Genomic DNA, 14099 nt, shown 5'->3' with positions numbered 1-14099 from the left:
TCCCACCCGTCAACGCACCGAAAAAGAAGTTTTTTCGGCGACTTTTTATCGAAAATTTTCTATATGACTCACCGTGAGACATATAGGAAAAATTTCTGTGTCCGCACGACGAAATCTTCATTTTTACCGATTTTGAAAAAAAATTTCACTATCGCTTGCTTTTTTTATAAAAAAAATGTATATTAACGGCAGGAACAGGGTGGTAGGTCGCTACCTGAGAAAAAAAAGAAAGACCAATTTTGCCGTTTTTTATATGAAAGTATAAGAAACGGTATTTTTTTTGGAGGCACCAGAACCATCCTGAAATTTTGGGCAAACCAGAACGCCCCCACCTTGTTTTGCTGTTGTCGCTTGGCGAATTAACTTTTGCAATCCCTTTCAGGACTAACGCGCACAAGCCCAAAAACAGTGGCGTATCGCATTGTTACTTTTTCTCTTCTTCATCTCGCATTGAGAAAAGTTCGAAAGGCAGAGTCCCCGCATTGGACTTTTCCAAATCACTGATAATAGAAGATTCCGATATTGACGAACCAACAAAAATTGACCAAAACGAATTCAAGGAATTGCAGGACAACCACCATTTAATAGAGGACAAGTTCAAAAAGTACCTGCAATTCTACCTAACAAGCGTCAGGAGCAAAAGCAATCTAAATCTCCCTGCGATAAAATATTCAACACTCCAATATTTTTCAAAGGAACTTGAGGCTATTGGCGAAATTTAGTCCTTCACGCAACGGACGGAGTAGGCGTCACTCTTGTAAAGCCTTTCCTTGCCCATCCAATCGGATCCATAAGACAAATACTTAGCATCGGTAAAACTCAAACCGTCAGTTCGGTCCATGGTAGTATGGAAATAAGCGAGACCTCCGATGAATTTGCCGGAGCTGGTCCTGTAACCAGCAGGAATCCCTGAAAAACCGAGGGTGTCGGTGCCGATATATTTACAACCACGATATTCCCATCCCATCTGCGACTTGAGAGCCTTGCCTGCCGTTTCTTCTTCTTCGCCCACTGCAATATACATGATACGGAATTCATCATCATCAATTGTAGCATATCTAGGCAAGTGCCAGCCTGAAGGACAAATGCCCCGCACTTTTTTAGGCATAGTGCAGTTAACGCCATCACCACAATTCACACCATTGCCATTATCATAGAGTGCAACGGAATCTATTGCCGCCGCCCAGGTGTAAAGGCGGCCCGCCACGTCGCAGTTCTCGGTTTTATTGTCGTAGCACCAACTGCGTTCCAACAGACTCGGTGTCTTGACGCTGTCAGCGTAGTTCAGGTTCTCCGCCATCCATATCTGGTCACCTATCTGCACCGTCCTGTAAACCTTGCCGTCGCGTTCATCGGTCATGGAGCCGTAAGTAATATTCGGATTAAAGTAGGCTTCCTTTGGCACATCCCAGTTCCAACGCATTAGAGAGACCCAACCATTTGCCGTGCAATAATACTTGTTAGTTTCGGTCACAACGCCATTTGTTCTCGTCCCCACTTCTGCGTTGGTGCACGTTTTGCCATAAGTATCCATGTCAATTTCCTTGGCCTTTTCCCACGAACCATTTTTACAGACAACATAGGACGAAGAATCCTTCTTTCCGATAAATCCTTCCCTACTCGCATTGCATTCTGGCAACGCCTTTACCGTGTCCTTCACGCAACTCTTTATTTTGTTGTCGTTCCCGCCGCCGTTCTTGCAGGTGGACTTTGCGGCGTTGAAGGCGTATTCCTGACTGATTTCATTGGTCATGTCGCTATAGACTTTCAGCGTGTCGATGTCTTCGACCCCCTTGTAATCGATCGTCTTGACCATAAGCTGCGTGCCTTCCACGAAATAGATGTATTCCATGTCCCTGTCAAAGCCATCCTTGCGCACAAAGTGCCACGTGCTGATGTCGGTCTTGACCATGGCGTCGCAGGCGCCCACTTCGGTGCAGGTCTCGTTCACGGTGATTTCGGGTTCAAGGATTTCGGTCGGCCGCCAACTGCTGGACTTTGCGGAACTGCTTGATTTCGCCTCGCCCTTGTCGTTGTCCGAAGAACCTTCCTTGTCGGTAGCCCTGGAGTCGCTGGAGCCGTCGGTGTCCTTGCTGCCCGACGACTTTGTAGAACTCGGCTTTGTCTGGTCGTAGGACTTGAACCACTTCTCGCCGTCGCATTCGTAGTTCTCTTCGAGTTCGGTCACATAGACCTTCTCGCCGATGACATCCATGCTGCACTCGTATGTCTCGAGTTCCGCCTTGTCCGTCACTTCGGCAGGGAGTCCTTTCGCGCTCGGCGAAGACGAGTTGTCGTCACCGCAGGCGATAAACGCAGAACCAAGCACCCCCGCAAGGGCACAGACCGTAAACTTTCTAGAGAACGTGTTTTTCATAGGGAAACCTTTTGAGATTTAGTCCGAGTCCTTCACGCAGCGGACCGCGTAGCCGTAGTCCTCATTGCTGCGATCCACGTATGCGTACGCGTTGGTGCTGCGCAGGATCATCTGGTACGCGACGAGGCCCGTGATGTACTCGAAAGAAGACCAGATGTTCGCATAGCCGCCGGCGGTGTAGTAGTCCCCGCCTCTGCTCCTGTAGCCGGACGGGAGCGCCGAGAAGCCGAACGCATCCGTGCCGTTGCCATCGTTCCCCCACCCATCGTTCTCCCACCCGGAGGTCGATTTCAACTTTGCTCCCGCGGAATACTGTCCGCCGGCAGCTACGATGAGATCGTGCCAATCGGTCGTATCGGGAAGGTGCCAGCCGCTCGGGCAGATGCCCTGGACGGGATGCGTCGCCGTGCAGGACTTGCCGAAACCACAATAGGTCGTAGCGGAGTCCATCGCGGCGGCCCAGGTGTAGAGCCGCCCGTATTTGGCGCAATTGGAAGGGTCGTCGTCATAGCACCATGACCAATCGTATGCCGACGAACCTGAACCACCCTGTCCAGGGTCATAGTTCAGGTTTTCGGCCATCCACACCTTGTCGCCGATTTTCACCGTCTTGTATGTCTGGCCATCGCGTTCATCCACCAACTCGCCATACTCGCAGTTGTCTTCGGTTTCAGTCTTGCACGGCGTCGCCAAGCCATTCACCTTGCCCGCAGAACTGCTGCTGGACGAGTCACCCGACTTCACAGAACTTGAACTCTTGGAGTCAGAAGAAGTCTTGGTTTCTTTCGCCGAACTGCTGGACTTGGCGTCGCTATCCGGCCGCCCCTTCTCCACCGACGAACTGGAGCCTTCGGCAGGCTCGCTATCCTTATCAGTGACCTTGGCGCTGCTGCTCAGGGCACTTATTTCGGTTTCATCGCCACCCGCCGATGACGAATCGTCACAGCCGACAAAAACCCCAAGGCAAAGCGCCGCGAGCACGCACCCTACCGCCGTCCCGCCTCTCCAGGATGACACTTTCACAAATTTCTTGGCAAATGAATTTTTCATAGCGAAACCTTTGGGTTATTACTCGGAGTCCTTGATGCAACGAACTGATCGGGCGATATTTTTGAAATCATAAACAGATGTCACTTTATTGCCTGCATGAAAACCAAAACAAGCCGCATAATTGTAGTAATCGTTCCATTCTCCTTCAGAAGATGACCAAAAAACAGTGCTACTTCCAGCATCAGTAAATTCCGCTTTTCTGTTTCTATCTCCTGCAGGTAAAGCGGAAAAACCTTTTTCGTCAGTTCCATCACCATAACCATAGGAATCAGTATTCCAACCAGAACTAGATTTTAATGTTCGTGCCGCCAAATTTTCGCCACCTGCTTCTGTAATGAGAGTACGCCATTCTGTACTGCTTGGTAGATGCCAACCACTTGGACAGATTCCTTGAATAGCTTTTTTATCAAGATTTTCCTGAGTAAGTCTGTCGCATATATGCCCGATACCGCAAATTTGTGGATTACTCTCATCATTTGCTAATGTAGAAGAATCTATAGCTGCAGCCCATGTGTAAAGGCGGCCCGTCACAGCGCAATAATCGGGATTATCATCATAGCAGAAGCTTTTTCCCGATTCATCATCAAAGTTTAGATTCTCCGCCATCCAGACTTGATTTCCTATTTCAATAGTTTTATAGGTTTGATTATCTCGGGAATCTGTCATTGTTCCATAAGTAAGCTTTGGATTCAACCGATCCTTTTTGGGAACATTCCAGCTCCAGCCATCAGCACTATCCATGACACAACGGACAGACATATAAGCACCGCGATCAAGAAGAGAGCTTCCCATACTAGAATCCGAACTCATAACATGTATATGCCTACCTGTTGAAGTCCAAAAATAAGCACCTGTTCCTACACTTTGATATTTTTTATGATAATTCATGCCACCAGGCAAAATGGAAAAACCAAAAGAATTCTCATTGGTAAGTGGATGGCTATCATTACTGGTATCCCAACCACCGATTGTTTTGAGCTTAATTCCAGACACACTGTAATCAACATAATTCAGCATACTTTCCCATTCATTGTAGCGAGGTAAATGCCAGCTTTCGGGGCAAACTCCTTGAATTGGAAAAGACGCAGCACATTCAACGCCTTCACTACATTGACTAGCTATTCCAGATGCAACTCCAGCACTATCCATAGCAGCAGACCATAAATACAGGCGTCCGAAATATGTACAATTTACAGGATTATTTTCATAGCAAAGGCTCAAAGAATCCAAAGTTTCTGTCGGCTCTTTATATGCGTAATTCAAATTTTCAGCCATCCAAACATGCCCACCAATTACAACGGTCTTGTAGATTTTACCATCTCGTTTATCGGTAAATTCACCATAATCAATATCAGGATTCAAGTAATCCCAAACCGATTTTGAAGAATCTAAATTCTGAAGAAATTTATTGACTCCGCTACTCGACGAACCATCCCTATCAGCAGTCTTGGAGTCGCTGGAGCCGTCGGGATTCTTGCCGCTCGATGACTCTGTCGAACTCGGCTTTGTCTGGTCGTAGGACTTGAACCACTTTTCGCCGTCGCATTCGTAGTTCTCTTCGAGTTCGGTCACATAGACCTTCTCGCCGATGACATCCATGCTGCACTCGTATGTCTCGAGTTCCGCCTTGTCCGTCACTTCGGCAGGGAGTCCTTTCGCGCTCGGCGAAGACGACCCGTCGTCCCCGCAGGCGATAAACGCAGCGCCAAACATCCACGCAAGGGCGCAGACCGTAAACTTTTTCGCGAATGTATTTTTCATAGCGAAACCTTTGGGTTATTACTCGGAGTCCTTCACGCAACGGATGGAGTACCCGATGTACTTATAGTTGTAGTCCAGGTTCGGATCGTCGCTGCCGTAGCCCAAGTATATGCGGTACGCGTGGTAGCTATTGTACTCAGTAGAGCTCCAGAAGTAAGCGAAGCTACCTTCGTGGATGAATTCGCCACTGCGGCTCCTGTAGCCAGCAGGCAGCGCGGAAAAACCGAAAGTGTCCGTGCCGTTACCGTTACTGTACCAGTCGCTCTGCGACTTGAGCACCTTGCCCGCAATATCGGAACCGCCCACCGCCGTGAACAAGGTGTTCCATTCCACATTACTGGGCAAGTGCCAGCCTGTGGGGCAAATGCCCTGCACAGGCAAGGTCGGCGAGCATGTCGAACCGTATCCGCAGCCAGTCTTTACCGAGTCGATTGCCGCCGCCCAGGTGTAAAGGCGACCGCCCACGTTGCAGTTTGCGGGTTTGTCATCGCAGCACCAGTTCCGACCATTCAGGCTCGGGGTCTTTACGCCATTGGCATAGTTCAGGTTTTCCGCCATCCATACCTGGTCGCCAATCGTTACCGTCCTGTAAACCTTGCCGTCGCGTTCATCGGTCATAGAGCCATAGTCAATATCAGGATTAAATCGGCATTCCTTCGGCACATCCCAACTCCAATGCGTTTTCCCTTCCAAGAGCGCCGGACAATTCACTTTCCCCGCAGAACTGCTGCTGGAAGAATCCCCCGACTTTACAGAACTTGAACTCTTGGAGTCAGAAGAAGTCTTGGTTTCTTTCGCCGAGCTGCTGGACTTGGCGTCGCTGTCCGGCAGCCCCTTCTCCACCGACGAACAGGACACTTCGGCAGGCTCGCTATCCTTATCAGTGGCCTTGGCGCTCGACGAAGAAAAGTCGCAGTCCATCTTCTCGATGAGAGTCCCGATGACCCAGCCGTTGTCGCCATCGCAAACAGCCATGTTATGGTATTCCGTCAGGTAGGTGGCAACGCACTTCTGACTCTTGCCGCAGTCATAGTCCGACAGTTCCATGAATGTCTCGACGGTGTCAGGAATTCCACCACGGTTCCCGCCACTACCATTATCACCCCCCGCCGACGAAGAATCGTCGCAGGCGGTCAGAGCGAACCCGAGCACCCCCGCAAGGGCGCAGACCGTAAACATTTTCGCGAATGTGTTTTTCAAAGCAAAACCTTTTGGAAATTACTCAGAATCCTTGACGCAACGAACAGAAAACCCGTTGCACTTGTAGTTGTTATACAGGGACGCAGAGTCGATGTAGAAGTACAATTCCATGAAGTACGCGTAGTAGTCGCTACCGGGCACGGTAGAACTCCAGAAGCGCGCGTCGTTACCCTCGCTGTAGTAATCCCCACCGTTGCCCCTGTAGCCGGCAGGAAGCGCCGAAAACCCGAAGGCATCCTCGTTGGTGATGCCGCTGGACGCCGTCCAGCCAGTCTGGGACTTCAGCTTGGAACCCGCCGTATTTGAAGACGTATATTCCGTAATGGAACCGTCAACGGTCACAATCAGGTCCTTCCATTCATCATTGCTTGGCAGGTGCCAGCCCTTGGGGCAGATGCCCCGCACCAAGGTCGCTGAGCCCGCCGAAGCGACGCTACAAGTATTGTCAAGGCCGCAGCCCTTGCCGTTTGTGCTCCACTCGCCCACGCTGTCCATGGCCGCAGCCCAGGTGTACAGGCGGCCGTACTTGGCGCAGTTGGCAGGGTCGTTGTCGTAGCACCAGCTAGTAGAATCGGAAGTATAGTTGCCGTTATCAAAGGGAACGCCGGTGTAGGCGTAGTTCAAGTTCTCCGCCATCCACACCTGGTCACCGATTTTAACCGTCTTATAGACTTGTCCATCACGTTCATCGGTAAACTCTCCATAATCGATGTCCGGATTCAAGTAATCCCAGGCAGTTTTGCTAGACCCCTCGACATCGCTCGGGGTGACACTTGAAGAACTAGAGTTGCTGGACTTGGTCGATGTTTCGCCGCCATCACCCCCCGCCGACGAAGAATCGTCACAGGCGGTCAGGGCGAAACCGAGCACCCCCGCAAGGGCACAGACCGTAAACATTTTCGCGAATGTATTTTTCATAGCAAAACCTTTGGGGATTTAGTCCGAGTCCTTGATGCAACGGACGGAGTACCCGTCGTTCTTACTGTTGATGCCCGGATTCGCCGCTTTCTCGTTGAGGTAGTCCAAGTGCATGCGGTACGCGTCGCCGGTATGGTACTCTGTTGAACACCAGAAGCGCACGTTGCGGCCACCATAGTTGAATTGGCCATCGGCGTACCTGTTGCCGGCGGGCAAGGCACTGAACCCGAAAGCATCCGTGCCGTTACCGTTGCTATACCATCCGCTCTGCGACTTGAGTACCTTGCCCGCAGTTGATTGGCCGCCCACCGCCGTGAACAGAACGTTCCATTCGGCATAAGTCGGCAAGTGCCAATTCGGCGGGCAGACACCCTGAGCAGGCAAGGTCGGAGAGCAATTCTCGTAACCGCAGCCAGTCTTTACAGAATCCATTGCCGCTGCCCAGGTGTACAGGCGACCAGTCACGTCGCAGTTTGCCGCAACATTGTTGTAGCACCAGTTCCTGCGCTTCAGGCTCGGGGTCTTTACGCTATCGGCGTAGTTCAGGTTCTCCGCCATCCATACCTGGTCGCCAATCGTTACTGTCCTATAAACCTTGCCGTCGCGTTCATCGGTCATAGAGCCGTAGTCAATATCAGGGTTAAAGCGACATTCCTTTGACACATCCCAATTCCAACCCGTTTCGCCTTCCAAGAGCGCCGAACAATTTACCTTGCCCGCAGAACTGCTGCTGGACGCACGTGTCTCGCTAGACCCATTCGACTCCAGAGCCTGTCCTGAGCTTGTCGAAGGGTTCAGGGTGACACTGCTACTGGACGAAGATTCCGTCCCGTCCGGACGCGTCGCAAAACCGCTTTCGTCATCATCACAGCCCACAAACGCCCCAAGGCAAAGCGCCGCGAGCACGCACCCTACCGCCGCCCCGCCTCTCCAGGATGACACTTTCACAAAGTTCATGGCGAATAATTTTTTCATAGCGAAACCTTTGGGTTATTACTTGGAGTCCTTGACGCAGCGGACTGAGAATGCCTTATTCTTGGCATTGTCGATCGGACCCGCCCTTCGGACGGTGTAGTACATATACATCTGGGACGAACTGTCCGGGCTGCTCTCGGAGGAGGACCAGAAGTTCGCGTTTTGGCCCGCGTTGTCGAAGCCCCCGTTGCCGTGCCTTATTCCGGAAGGGAGCGCCGAGAAGCCGTAGCCGTCGTCGCCGTTTGCATTGTCATACCACCCCGAGATCGACCTAAGCCGTCTCCCCGCCACGTCCTTTCCACCGACAAACGCGATCAGCGTATCCCATTCCGCACGGCTAGGCAAATGCCAGCCGTCGGGGCAGATACCCTGCACCGCGCCGGCGTCCGTTTCGCAAGTCGCGCCGTAGCCGCAGCCTGTCGTCGCCGAATCCATCGCCGCGGCCCAAGTATAGAGGCGCCCGTACCGTTCGCAGTACAGGGCGCTGTCGTTGTAGCACCAGTTGCCGTAGGTCGAACCGTTCACCTTGTATTCGTAGTTCAGGTTCTCGGCCATCCATGTCTGCGCACCGATGACCACCGTCCTGTACGTTTGTCCGCCGTAGGTCAGAGTTCCCGCGGCGGGACCGGACGACGACGAATTGGAGGAACTGCTGCTGGACGCACGTGTCTCGCTAGACCCATTCGACTCTAGAGCCTGTCCTGAGCTTGTCGAAGGGTTCAGGGTGACACTGCTACTGGACGAAGATTCCGTCCCGTCCGGACGCGTCGCAAAACCGCTTTCGTCATCATCACAGCCCACAAACGCCCCAAGGCAAAGCGCCGCGAGCACGCTCCCTACCGCCGCCCTGCGGCTCCAGGATGACACTTTATCAAATTTCTTGGCGAATGAATTTTTCATAGCGAAACCGTCGTAATGATTTACCCCTAAAAAATAACAAGGCGGCATGCAAAATTCCACCCATAAACGCACCGAAAAAAACATTTTTCGTCGTATTTTTACCGAAAATTTTCTATATGACTCACTGTGAGACATATAGAAAAAATTTCTGTGTCCGCACGACGAAATCTTCATTTTTACCGTTTTTTTCCCTTTCAAAAAATTTGAAAAAATCTGCCCAATTAGGTAAATTTGAAGAAGCCCTATGAAACCAATATCCGACTACAAAGATTATCGCCTTTATATCAGGGATTTCTACGAAGAGCGCAAGATGATGACCGGCCTGTCCTGGCGCGGCTTCAACAAGATGGCAGGATACTCCTCCACAAGATTCCTGAAACTTGTCTGTGACGGGAAGTCGAAGTTGAGCGGTGTCGGAGCCGCCCGCGTGGCAAGTGCCATGGGTCTTTCCAAGATCCAGACGTCCTATTTTTTGGCAATGGTCACCTACGGCAACACTCCCGTAGAAAAGAAAAAGCAGGAAGCCCTTGAACTCATGGAATCCATAGCGAAGGACAACAAGGTCAGGATTGTAGAGGGCGACGCCTACGATTACTTCAAGAACTGGTGGAACCCCATCCTGAGGGAACTTGCGCCCAGGGTTGCCGTCGCTACGCCGTCAAAGTTGGCTCAATTATTCTACGAGAACGTAACTCCCGAGAACGTGAGGAACTCCCTTACCTTCATGGTGCAGGCGGGGTTCCTGAAAGAGCACAGAAACAGGTATGTGCAATCCGACAAGGCGATTCTGGGTTCTTCCGAAAAGATTCCAAAGGCAATCCGCAACATGCACAAGCAAATGGCAAGGTTCGCGGAGAAGGCCATCGAGAATTTCCCGGTATCCGACCGCAACTTTTCGGGAATGACGGTTGCCGTAAACCGGGAGGCATACGAGCGGATTGTAAAGGAACTCGACATCTGCCGCAAGAAGATTGCCGAGATTGTTTCTGCCGCAGAAGATTACGACCGGATTTACAGGGTGAACTTGCAGTTGTTCCCGCTGACGAAAGAGATTGAAAAATGAAATGGTTTCCGAAAATCCTATCCATCACGTGTCTTGCGTTCCTGTTCTACACCGCTTGCAGCGATTCAGACAAGGAAATCGCCAACGGCTATACCGAAGAGCAGAACGCCACGAACCTGGATAGCGCCGCCTACGCAAGGCTGATGACGTGGGAACCCAAGGTCGCCCTGAGGCTCGTGGAAGTCAAGGACAAGGAACGGGGCTTGTCGTGGTTCGATGTCGATTTTACCACAGCCGCCAAGCCCTACTATGAGCATGCGGGCGGGACCGTTGACGACGGTTGCACCGTGAACCTGTATGCCGAACAGAACGGCGTCCGCATGAACTTGACTCGCACCTACAAGAAGAACATCTATACGGAATTTTTGAATCGGGATTCGCTGGACGCTGTAGTGGAGGATCACCTGGACAATTCTTACGGCGACAGTGCCACAGCAAGTTGCCGGGCGGATTCTACGGCCTTCGCAGACTACTGTGCCGAAAACGGCGGGGCCGTGACGGACCTTTTCAAACTGGACCGTTGCAGCGTACTTCACTTGACATGCGTCATGAAGTTCACGCCGAAAGTTGCCGCCGATGAATACTTGCAGGCTACGGCCAAGAGAATGAAGGATATCTGCATTGCCGAGTTCTACGTCCCGGGAGAAGACGCTGAAGCCGATTCCACGCTCCTTGTGGACAAGCGGGACGGTCAAGTGTACAGGACGGTAAAAATCGGCGAACAGGTGTGGATGGCGGAGAACCTGAACTACGCCTATCGAGCTTCTTCGGAAACCATGGATTCCCTCAGTTACTGCCCGGAAGGAAATCCCGCCAACTGCGAAAAATACGGGCGGCTCTATACATGGGCCGCGGCAGTGGGCTGCACCGAAGAGCCCTGCGATATCGGGAGCAATGTCCAGGGGATATGCCCAGTGGGCTGGCGCGTGCCAAACCTTGACGACTTCGAGATTCTCGAAGAAGAAATGGGCGGGCGCGACGTCGCCGGGAAAAAGGCGGCGGCAGAAGAGTTCATGGGAACGGACGATTACGGGTTTACGGCACTGTTCCCGGGTTATTCCGTTCTGCCGCCCGAAACGGAAAGGCAGGAAAAGTATTACGGCTACGGGGCCTTCTTTATCATGGCTTCGACGAACATGGGAATCCCGCAGCATTGGAGACTCCTTTTCGGCGATACCAGCTCGAATGTCGAATTGGCTTCGTCATACGCATTCGAATCGCTCCGCTGCATAAAGGGCGCGGCGACGGATATTCCCTGGGGCGCCGTGGACCCTGCTCAGGTTGTCGCCGGGACCTTCACGGACGAGCGCGACGGGCGGACTTACGCCACCACGACGATAGGCTCGCAGACCTGGCTGGCCGAGAACCTGAAATACAAGGGGGATTTCACAAGTTACTGCTACGAGAACGACGACGAGAACTGCGAAAAATACGGCAGGATGTATTCTCCCGACGACGCCAAGACGGCCTGCCCGGAGGGTTGGCGGCTGCCGTCCGCCCAGGACTTTGTAGACCTGGAGGATAACACCGGGAAGGACATGACTGCTCTCAGGACGACCGAAGGCTGGGAAAGCGGAAACGGAAGCGATCTTTACGGATTCAGCCTTTACCCGGCAGGACGCTACAGCATCATCGGGAACACCCTGAAATTCGTGTCAATGGGAGTGACCGCCTACCTATGGACGGACACGGAAAGCGAATTCGGGACTCTCGTTTTTGACGGACTCAACATCGGTTACCCGACAACATCCATGACATCGGGCAACTACCTGAATGTCCGCTGCATAATGGATTAAGGGCGTAATGGGTGGACCTTCGCCTTCCAGACCGTGTCCCCCGACCAGCTGAAGACCACCATCAACGCCTTCAACGCCATTACCGAAGAAGCTGAGAAGATTCCCGATTTCAAGGACCGCATGGACTTCTACAAGAAGTGCTACTCCACCTTTATCGGCACCTACGTGTTCAGTTACATCGGCCGCCTTGCGGACCATGGCTACATGAACGAAATCGAGGACGTGTCCTGGACATCCGCCATCCGCCGCATTCCCCTACAGCATGGAAGCCGCCCAGATGTTCCATACCGAGGGCTAAAAAGAGTTGCACGGTTAAACCGTGCGGCCTTACATTTCTCGTTTTATAAAATTCCCGGACCTTGTGCCGGGAGTTTTTTTACATCAGTACGGGGAAACCTTCGCGGTATTCCTTGACAATGTAGGGGTGTGTCTTGGCATATTCCAGAAGGGTTTCGCCCAGACCGCCCTCCACAAGTTCTTTTAATTTTATGGAAGGAGTTTCGCCGATGGCGGGGCACGTGGGCGTGAGGGCGATGACGAGTTCACCGTTTTTACGCATAATACGGAGTGGCCAGATGCTACAGTCGAAGGGTTTGTCTTCAGGCTTCAGGATGCAGCCTTTGTGCGGGTCCAGGAGGGTACAGGGGACCTCTTCTTCGGGGTCATCGGTTTTGTAGCCGCCAAGGACAATTTGACCGTCGCGGAACTCCCCCACCACGCCGTATTCGTTGGGTTTGCTGAGTTTTTCGGCGACCTCGGGCGGGAAAAGAGGAGTTTCCCAAAGGCTTTGACGCCGGAAGGAGCAGCAGAACTTGCAGGCGGCGCATTGTTTTTTTGAGAGGATGGAGGAAAGCATGATTACTCCGGACTGGATCCTTCTCCCCGCAAGGGGGACCATGGATCACTAAGGGCTGAAGCCCAAGTGTCCAAAGTGACTTCGCGCTGCGCGCTTCGCTCAGGATGACAATTAAGGTCGCGGGGATGACAATGAAGGTCGAGATGACTCGTAACGTGCGTTTTGTTGAGAATCGTTTGCGGGTAGTACGAGAGTTTGGCCTTGCGGAGGCCTTCGATGTTGATGTCCTCTTCGCGGTTGATTAAATGAGCTCCCGTAGCCCAGAGTTTTTCGGCGAATAGTTTGTTTATAATCGCATAACCGCCATTCACGGCGTATTCATCGATGACCTTTTCAAAATGCGTGTCCCAGACGCCGGGCAAAATTTCTGACGCCATCGTCATGCCAGCGGGAGCTCCGCCAATATAGAGCACCGCCCCTTTCATGCCGAGAGCATCAAAGTGTTCAAGAGCCTCGCGGATAGCGCAGTATTCCGAGAGTCTAGATTTCTCATCTTCGGAGCGTTCCGCCCAGGCGGCTTCGCGGCATTCGCAGGTGCATTCACAGTCGGTGTCGCTGGATTCGCCCAAGGTTTCGATATTGAGCCAACTCTTTTCGACTGTGAGCGCGTCTGCAAAATTCTCCGGCGTAAGCGGGCGGATTTCGTAGTCCGAATAAGTCCTGTTAAATCGGGAAACGTGGTTGCGCTTTTTCTTGTACTGGTTTCCGGCCAAGGTGGCAAGGCTTTCGGCAGAATAGATGTAGTCGCTGTCGCCGCGGTTTTCTTCGAAACGGAGTAGAGGCTCGGCGCATTCCTTGCCAAAAACTCCATCCGTTTCGACGAAGGAATTCGCATCGAAATACTCCCGCAAAATCTGTGCCCGCGGCTCGTCCACAAGGCAGAATTCCAGCGGACGACCCGATTCGCGGGCGTCTTCGGCAATAAGCGCGAGAGCTGCTTGCGGCTCCCCCGACCCGAGCGGGAAAGCGTACCCGCGACGGCTCCCAACTCCGTTATAGTAGCGGAAAAGAAACCCATCTTGCAGCGCAATCTGCGTGCCGTACTTTTGCCGTAGCAGGAAAATGTTCGCGAAGCTTGCGTCACTGCCGATATAGCCCGAATCGGCCACGGCCTTTGCCGCCGCCGCCCGATCAGAAAGTTCTGGGGTCTTAAAGTTTATCATCTACTAGAAAATACAATTTTTTACGGCTTAAGGTGTGGAT

At 52.2% G+C, this 14099-nt stretch carries 12 protein-coding genes and 1 pseudogene; 4 read left to right on the top strand and 9 right to left on the bottom strand.

The window, feature by feature from the left end; translation table 11 throughout:
• Positions 1-287: 287 nt before the first annotated feature.
• Positions 288-722: pseudogene (gene tenpIN, locus BUB22_RS17285) on the top strand (type III toxin-antitoxin system TenpIN family toxin); the annotation flags it as partial.
• Here tenpIN and BUB22_RS17005 read toward each other — a convergent pair.
• From BUB22_RS17005 to BUB22_RS16855, 7 genes are read right to left on the bottom strand one after another with little or no spacing between them, the layout of a single operon-like run.
• Positions 719-2377 carry an FISUMP domain-containing protein gene (locus BUB22_RS17005; RefSeq protein ID WP_073113898.1) on the bottom strand — a complete coding sequence of 553 codons (1659 nt, stop codon included), beginning with the start codon at positions 2375-2377 and terminating at the stop codon, positions 719-721. The pseudogene tenpIN and the gene BUB22_RS17005 overlap by 4 nt on opposite strands.
• 18 nt (positions 2378-2395) lie before the next feature.
• Complete coding sequence (locus tag BUB22_RS03205) at positions 2396-3394, bottom strand: fibrobacter succinogenes major paralogous domain-containing protein (RefSeq protein ID WP_254794614.1); 999 nt, start codon at positions 3392-3394, stop codon at positions 2396-2398.
• A 51-nt stretch (positions 3395-3445) separates the two neighbouring features.
• Positions 3446-5188: an FISUMP domain-containing protein gene (locus BUB22_RS03200; protein ID WP_073113896.1), complete on the bottom strand. Its 1743-nt coding sequence runs from the start codon at positions 5186-5188 to the stop codon at positions 3446-3448.
• An 18-nt stretch (positions 5189-5206) separates the two neighbouring features.
• Positions 5207-6367: a fibrobacter succinogenes major paralogous domain-containing protein gene (locus tag BUB22_RS17000; RefSeq protein WP_073113895.1), complete on the bottom strand. Its 1161-nt coding sequence runs from the start codon at positions 6365-6367 to the stop codon at positions 5207-5209.
• 39 nt (positions 6368-6406) lie between these two features.
• Positions 6407-7306, bottom strand: a complete 900-nt coding sequence (locus tag BUB22_RS03190) for a fibrobacter succinogenes major paralogous domain-containing protein (RefSeq protein ID WP_083535351.1) — start codon at positions 7304-7306, stop codon at positions 6407-6409.
• A gap of 18 nt (positions 7307-7324) precedes the next feature.
• On the bottom strand, positions 7325-8263 hold the full coding sequence (locus BUB22_RS03185) for a fibrobacter succinogenes major paralogous domain-containing protein (RefSeq protein ID WP_139258697.1): 939 nt from the start codon (positions 8261-8263) through the stop codon (positions 7325-7327).
• Between the two features lie 36 nt (positions 8264-8299).
• Positions 8300-9181 carry a fibrobacter succinogenes major paralogous domain-containing protein gene (locus tag BUB22_RS16855; protein WP_254794613.1) on the bottom strand — a complete coding sequence of 294 codons (882 nt, stop codon included), beginning with the start codon at positions 9179-9181 and terminating at the stop codon, positions 8300-8302.
• 244 nt (positions 9182-9425) lie between these two features.
• On the opposite strand from BUB22_RS16855, the gene BUB22_RS03175 reads away from it, so the two are divergent.
• The 3 genes from BUB22_RS03175 to BUB22_RS16235 are packed head-to-tail and all read left to right on the top strand — an operon-like array spanning position 9426 to position 12454.
• Positions 9426-10244 carry a TIGR02147 family protein gene (locus tag BUB22_RS03175; RefSeq protein WP_073113891.1) on the top strand — a complete coding sequence of 273 codons (819 nt, stop codon included), beginning with the start codon at positions 9426-9428 and terminating at the stop codon, positions 10242-10244.
• Positions 10241-12040, top strand: a complete 1800-nt coding sequence (locus BUB22_RS03170; RefSeq protein WP_073113890.1) for an FISUMP domain-containing protein — start codon at positions 10241-10243, stop codon at positions 12038-12040. The genes BUB22_RS03175 and BUB22_RS03170 overlap by 4 nt, the downstream gene beginning before the upstream one ends.
• A gap of 33 nt (positions 12041-12073) precedes the next feature.
• A complete protein-coding gene (locus BUB22_RS16235) occupies positions 12074-12454 on the top strand; it encodes a hypothetical protein (RefSeq protein WP_139258688.1) in 381 nt (126 codons plus the stop codon).
• Here the strand turns inward: BUB22_RS16235 and BUB22_RS03165 are convergent.
• Both BUB22_RS03165 and BUB22_RS03160 read right to left on the bottom strand, forming a co-directional pair.
• The gene (locus tag BUB22_RS03165; protein ID WP_073113889.1) at positions 12417-12896 is read right to left on the bottom strand and encodes a hypothetical protein; all 480 of its coding nucleotides are present in this window, start codon (positions 12894-12896) and stop codon (positions 12417-12419) included. The genes BUB22_RS16235 and BUB22_RS03165 overlap by 38 nt on opposite strands.
• A 2-nt stretch (positions 12897-12898) precedes the next feature.
• Positions 12899-14059 (bottom strand): DUF2156 domain-containing protein, encoded by a 1161-nt coding sequence (locus BUB22_RS03160; RefSeq protein ID WP_073113888.1) that lies wholly within the window; start codon positions 14057-14059, stop codon positions 12899-12901.
• Positions 14060-14099 lie beyond the last annotated feature (40 nt).

Origin of the sequence: Fibrobacter sp. UWCM, assembly GCF_900129735.1 — a bacterium.
In the GTDB taxonomy this organism is placed as follows: domain Bacteria; phylum Fibrobacterota; class Fibrobacteria; order Fibrobacterales; family Fibrobacteraceae; genus Fibrobacter.
Note: the sequence above shows the minus strand (reverse complement) of the source record. Positions and strands in the feature narration are given on the sequence as shown.

Coding starts and splice junctions, on each gene's coding strand:
- BUB22_RS03190 (WP_083535351.1), bottom strand. CDS start 7,306: ATGAAAAATACATTCGCGAAAATGTTTACGGTCTGTGCCCTTGCGGGG.
- BUB22_RS17005 (WP_073113898.1), bottom strand. CDS start 2,377: ATGAAAAACACGTTCTCTAGAAAGTTTACGGTCTGTGCCCTTGCGGGG.
- BUB22_RS03160 (WP_073113888.1), bottom strand. CDS start 14,059: ATGATAAACTTTAAGACCCCAGAACTTTCTGATCGGGCGGCGGCGGCA.
- BUB22_RS03165 (WP_073113889.1), bottom strand. CDS start 12,896: ATGCTTTCCTCCATCCTCTCAAAAAAACAATGCGCCGCCTGCAAGTTC.
- BUB22_RS03200 (WP_073113896.1), bottom strand. CDS start 5,188: ATGAAAAATACATTCGCGAAAAAGTTTACGGTCTGCGCCCTTGCGTGG.
- BUB22_RS03185 (WP_139258697.1), bottom strand. CDS start 8,263: ATGAACTTTGTGAAAGTGTCATCCTGGAGAGGCGGGGCGGCGGTAGGG.
- BUB22_RS17000 (WP_073113895.1), bottom strand. CDS start 6,367: ATGTTTACGGTCTGCGCCCTTGCGGGGGTGCTCGGGTTCGCTCTGACC.
- BUB22_RS03175 (WP_073113891.1), top strand. CDS start 9,426: ATGAAACCAATATCCGACTACAAAGATTATCGCCTTTATATCAGGGAT.
- BUB22_RS03170 (WP_073113890.1), top strand. CDS start 10,241: ATGAAATGGTTTCCGAAAATCCTATCCATCACGTGTCTTGCGTTCCTG.
- BUB22_RS16855 (WP_254794613.1), bottom strand. CDS start 9,181: ATGAAAAATTCATTCGCCAAGAAATTTGATAAAGTGTCATCCTGGAGC.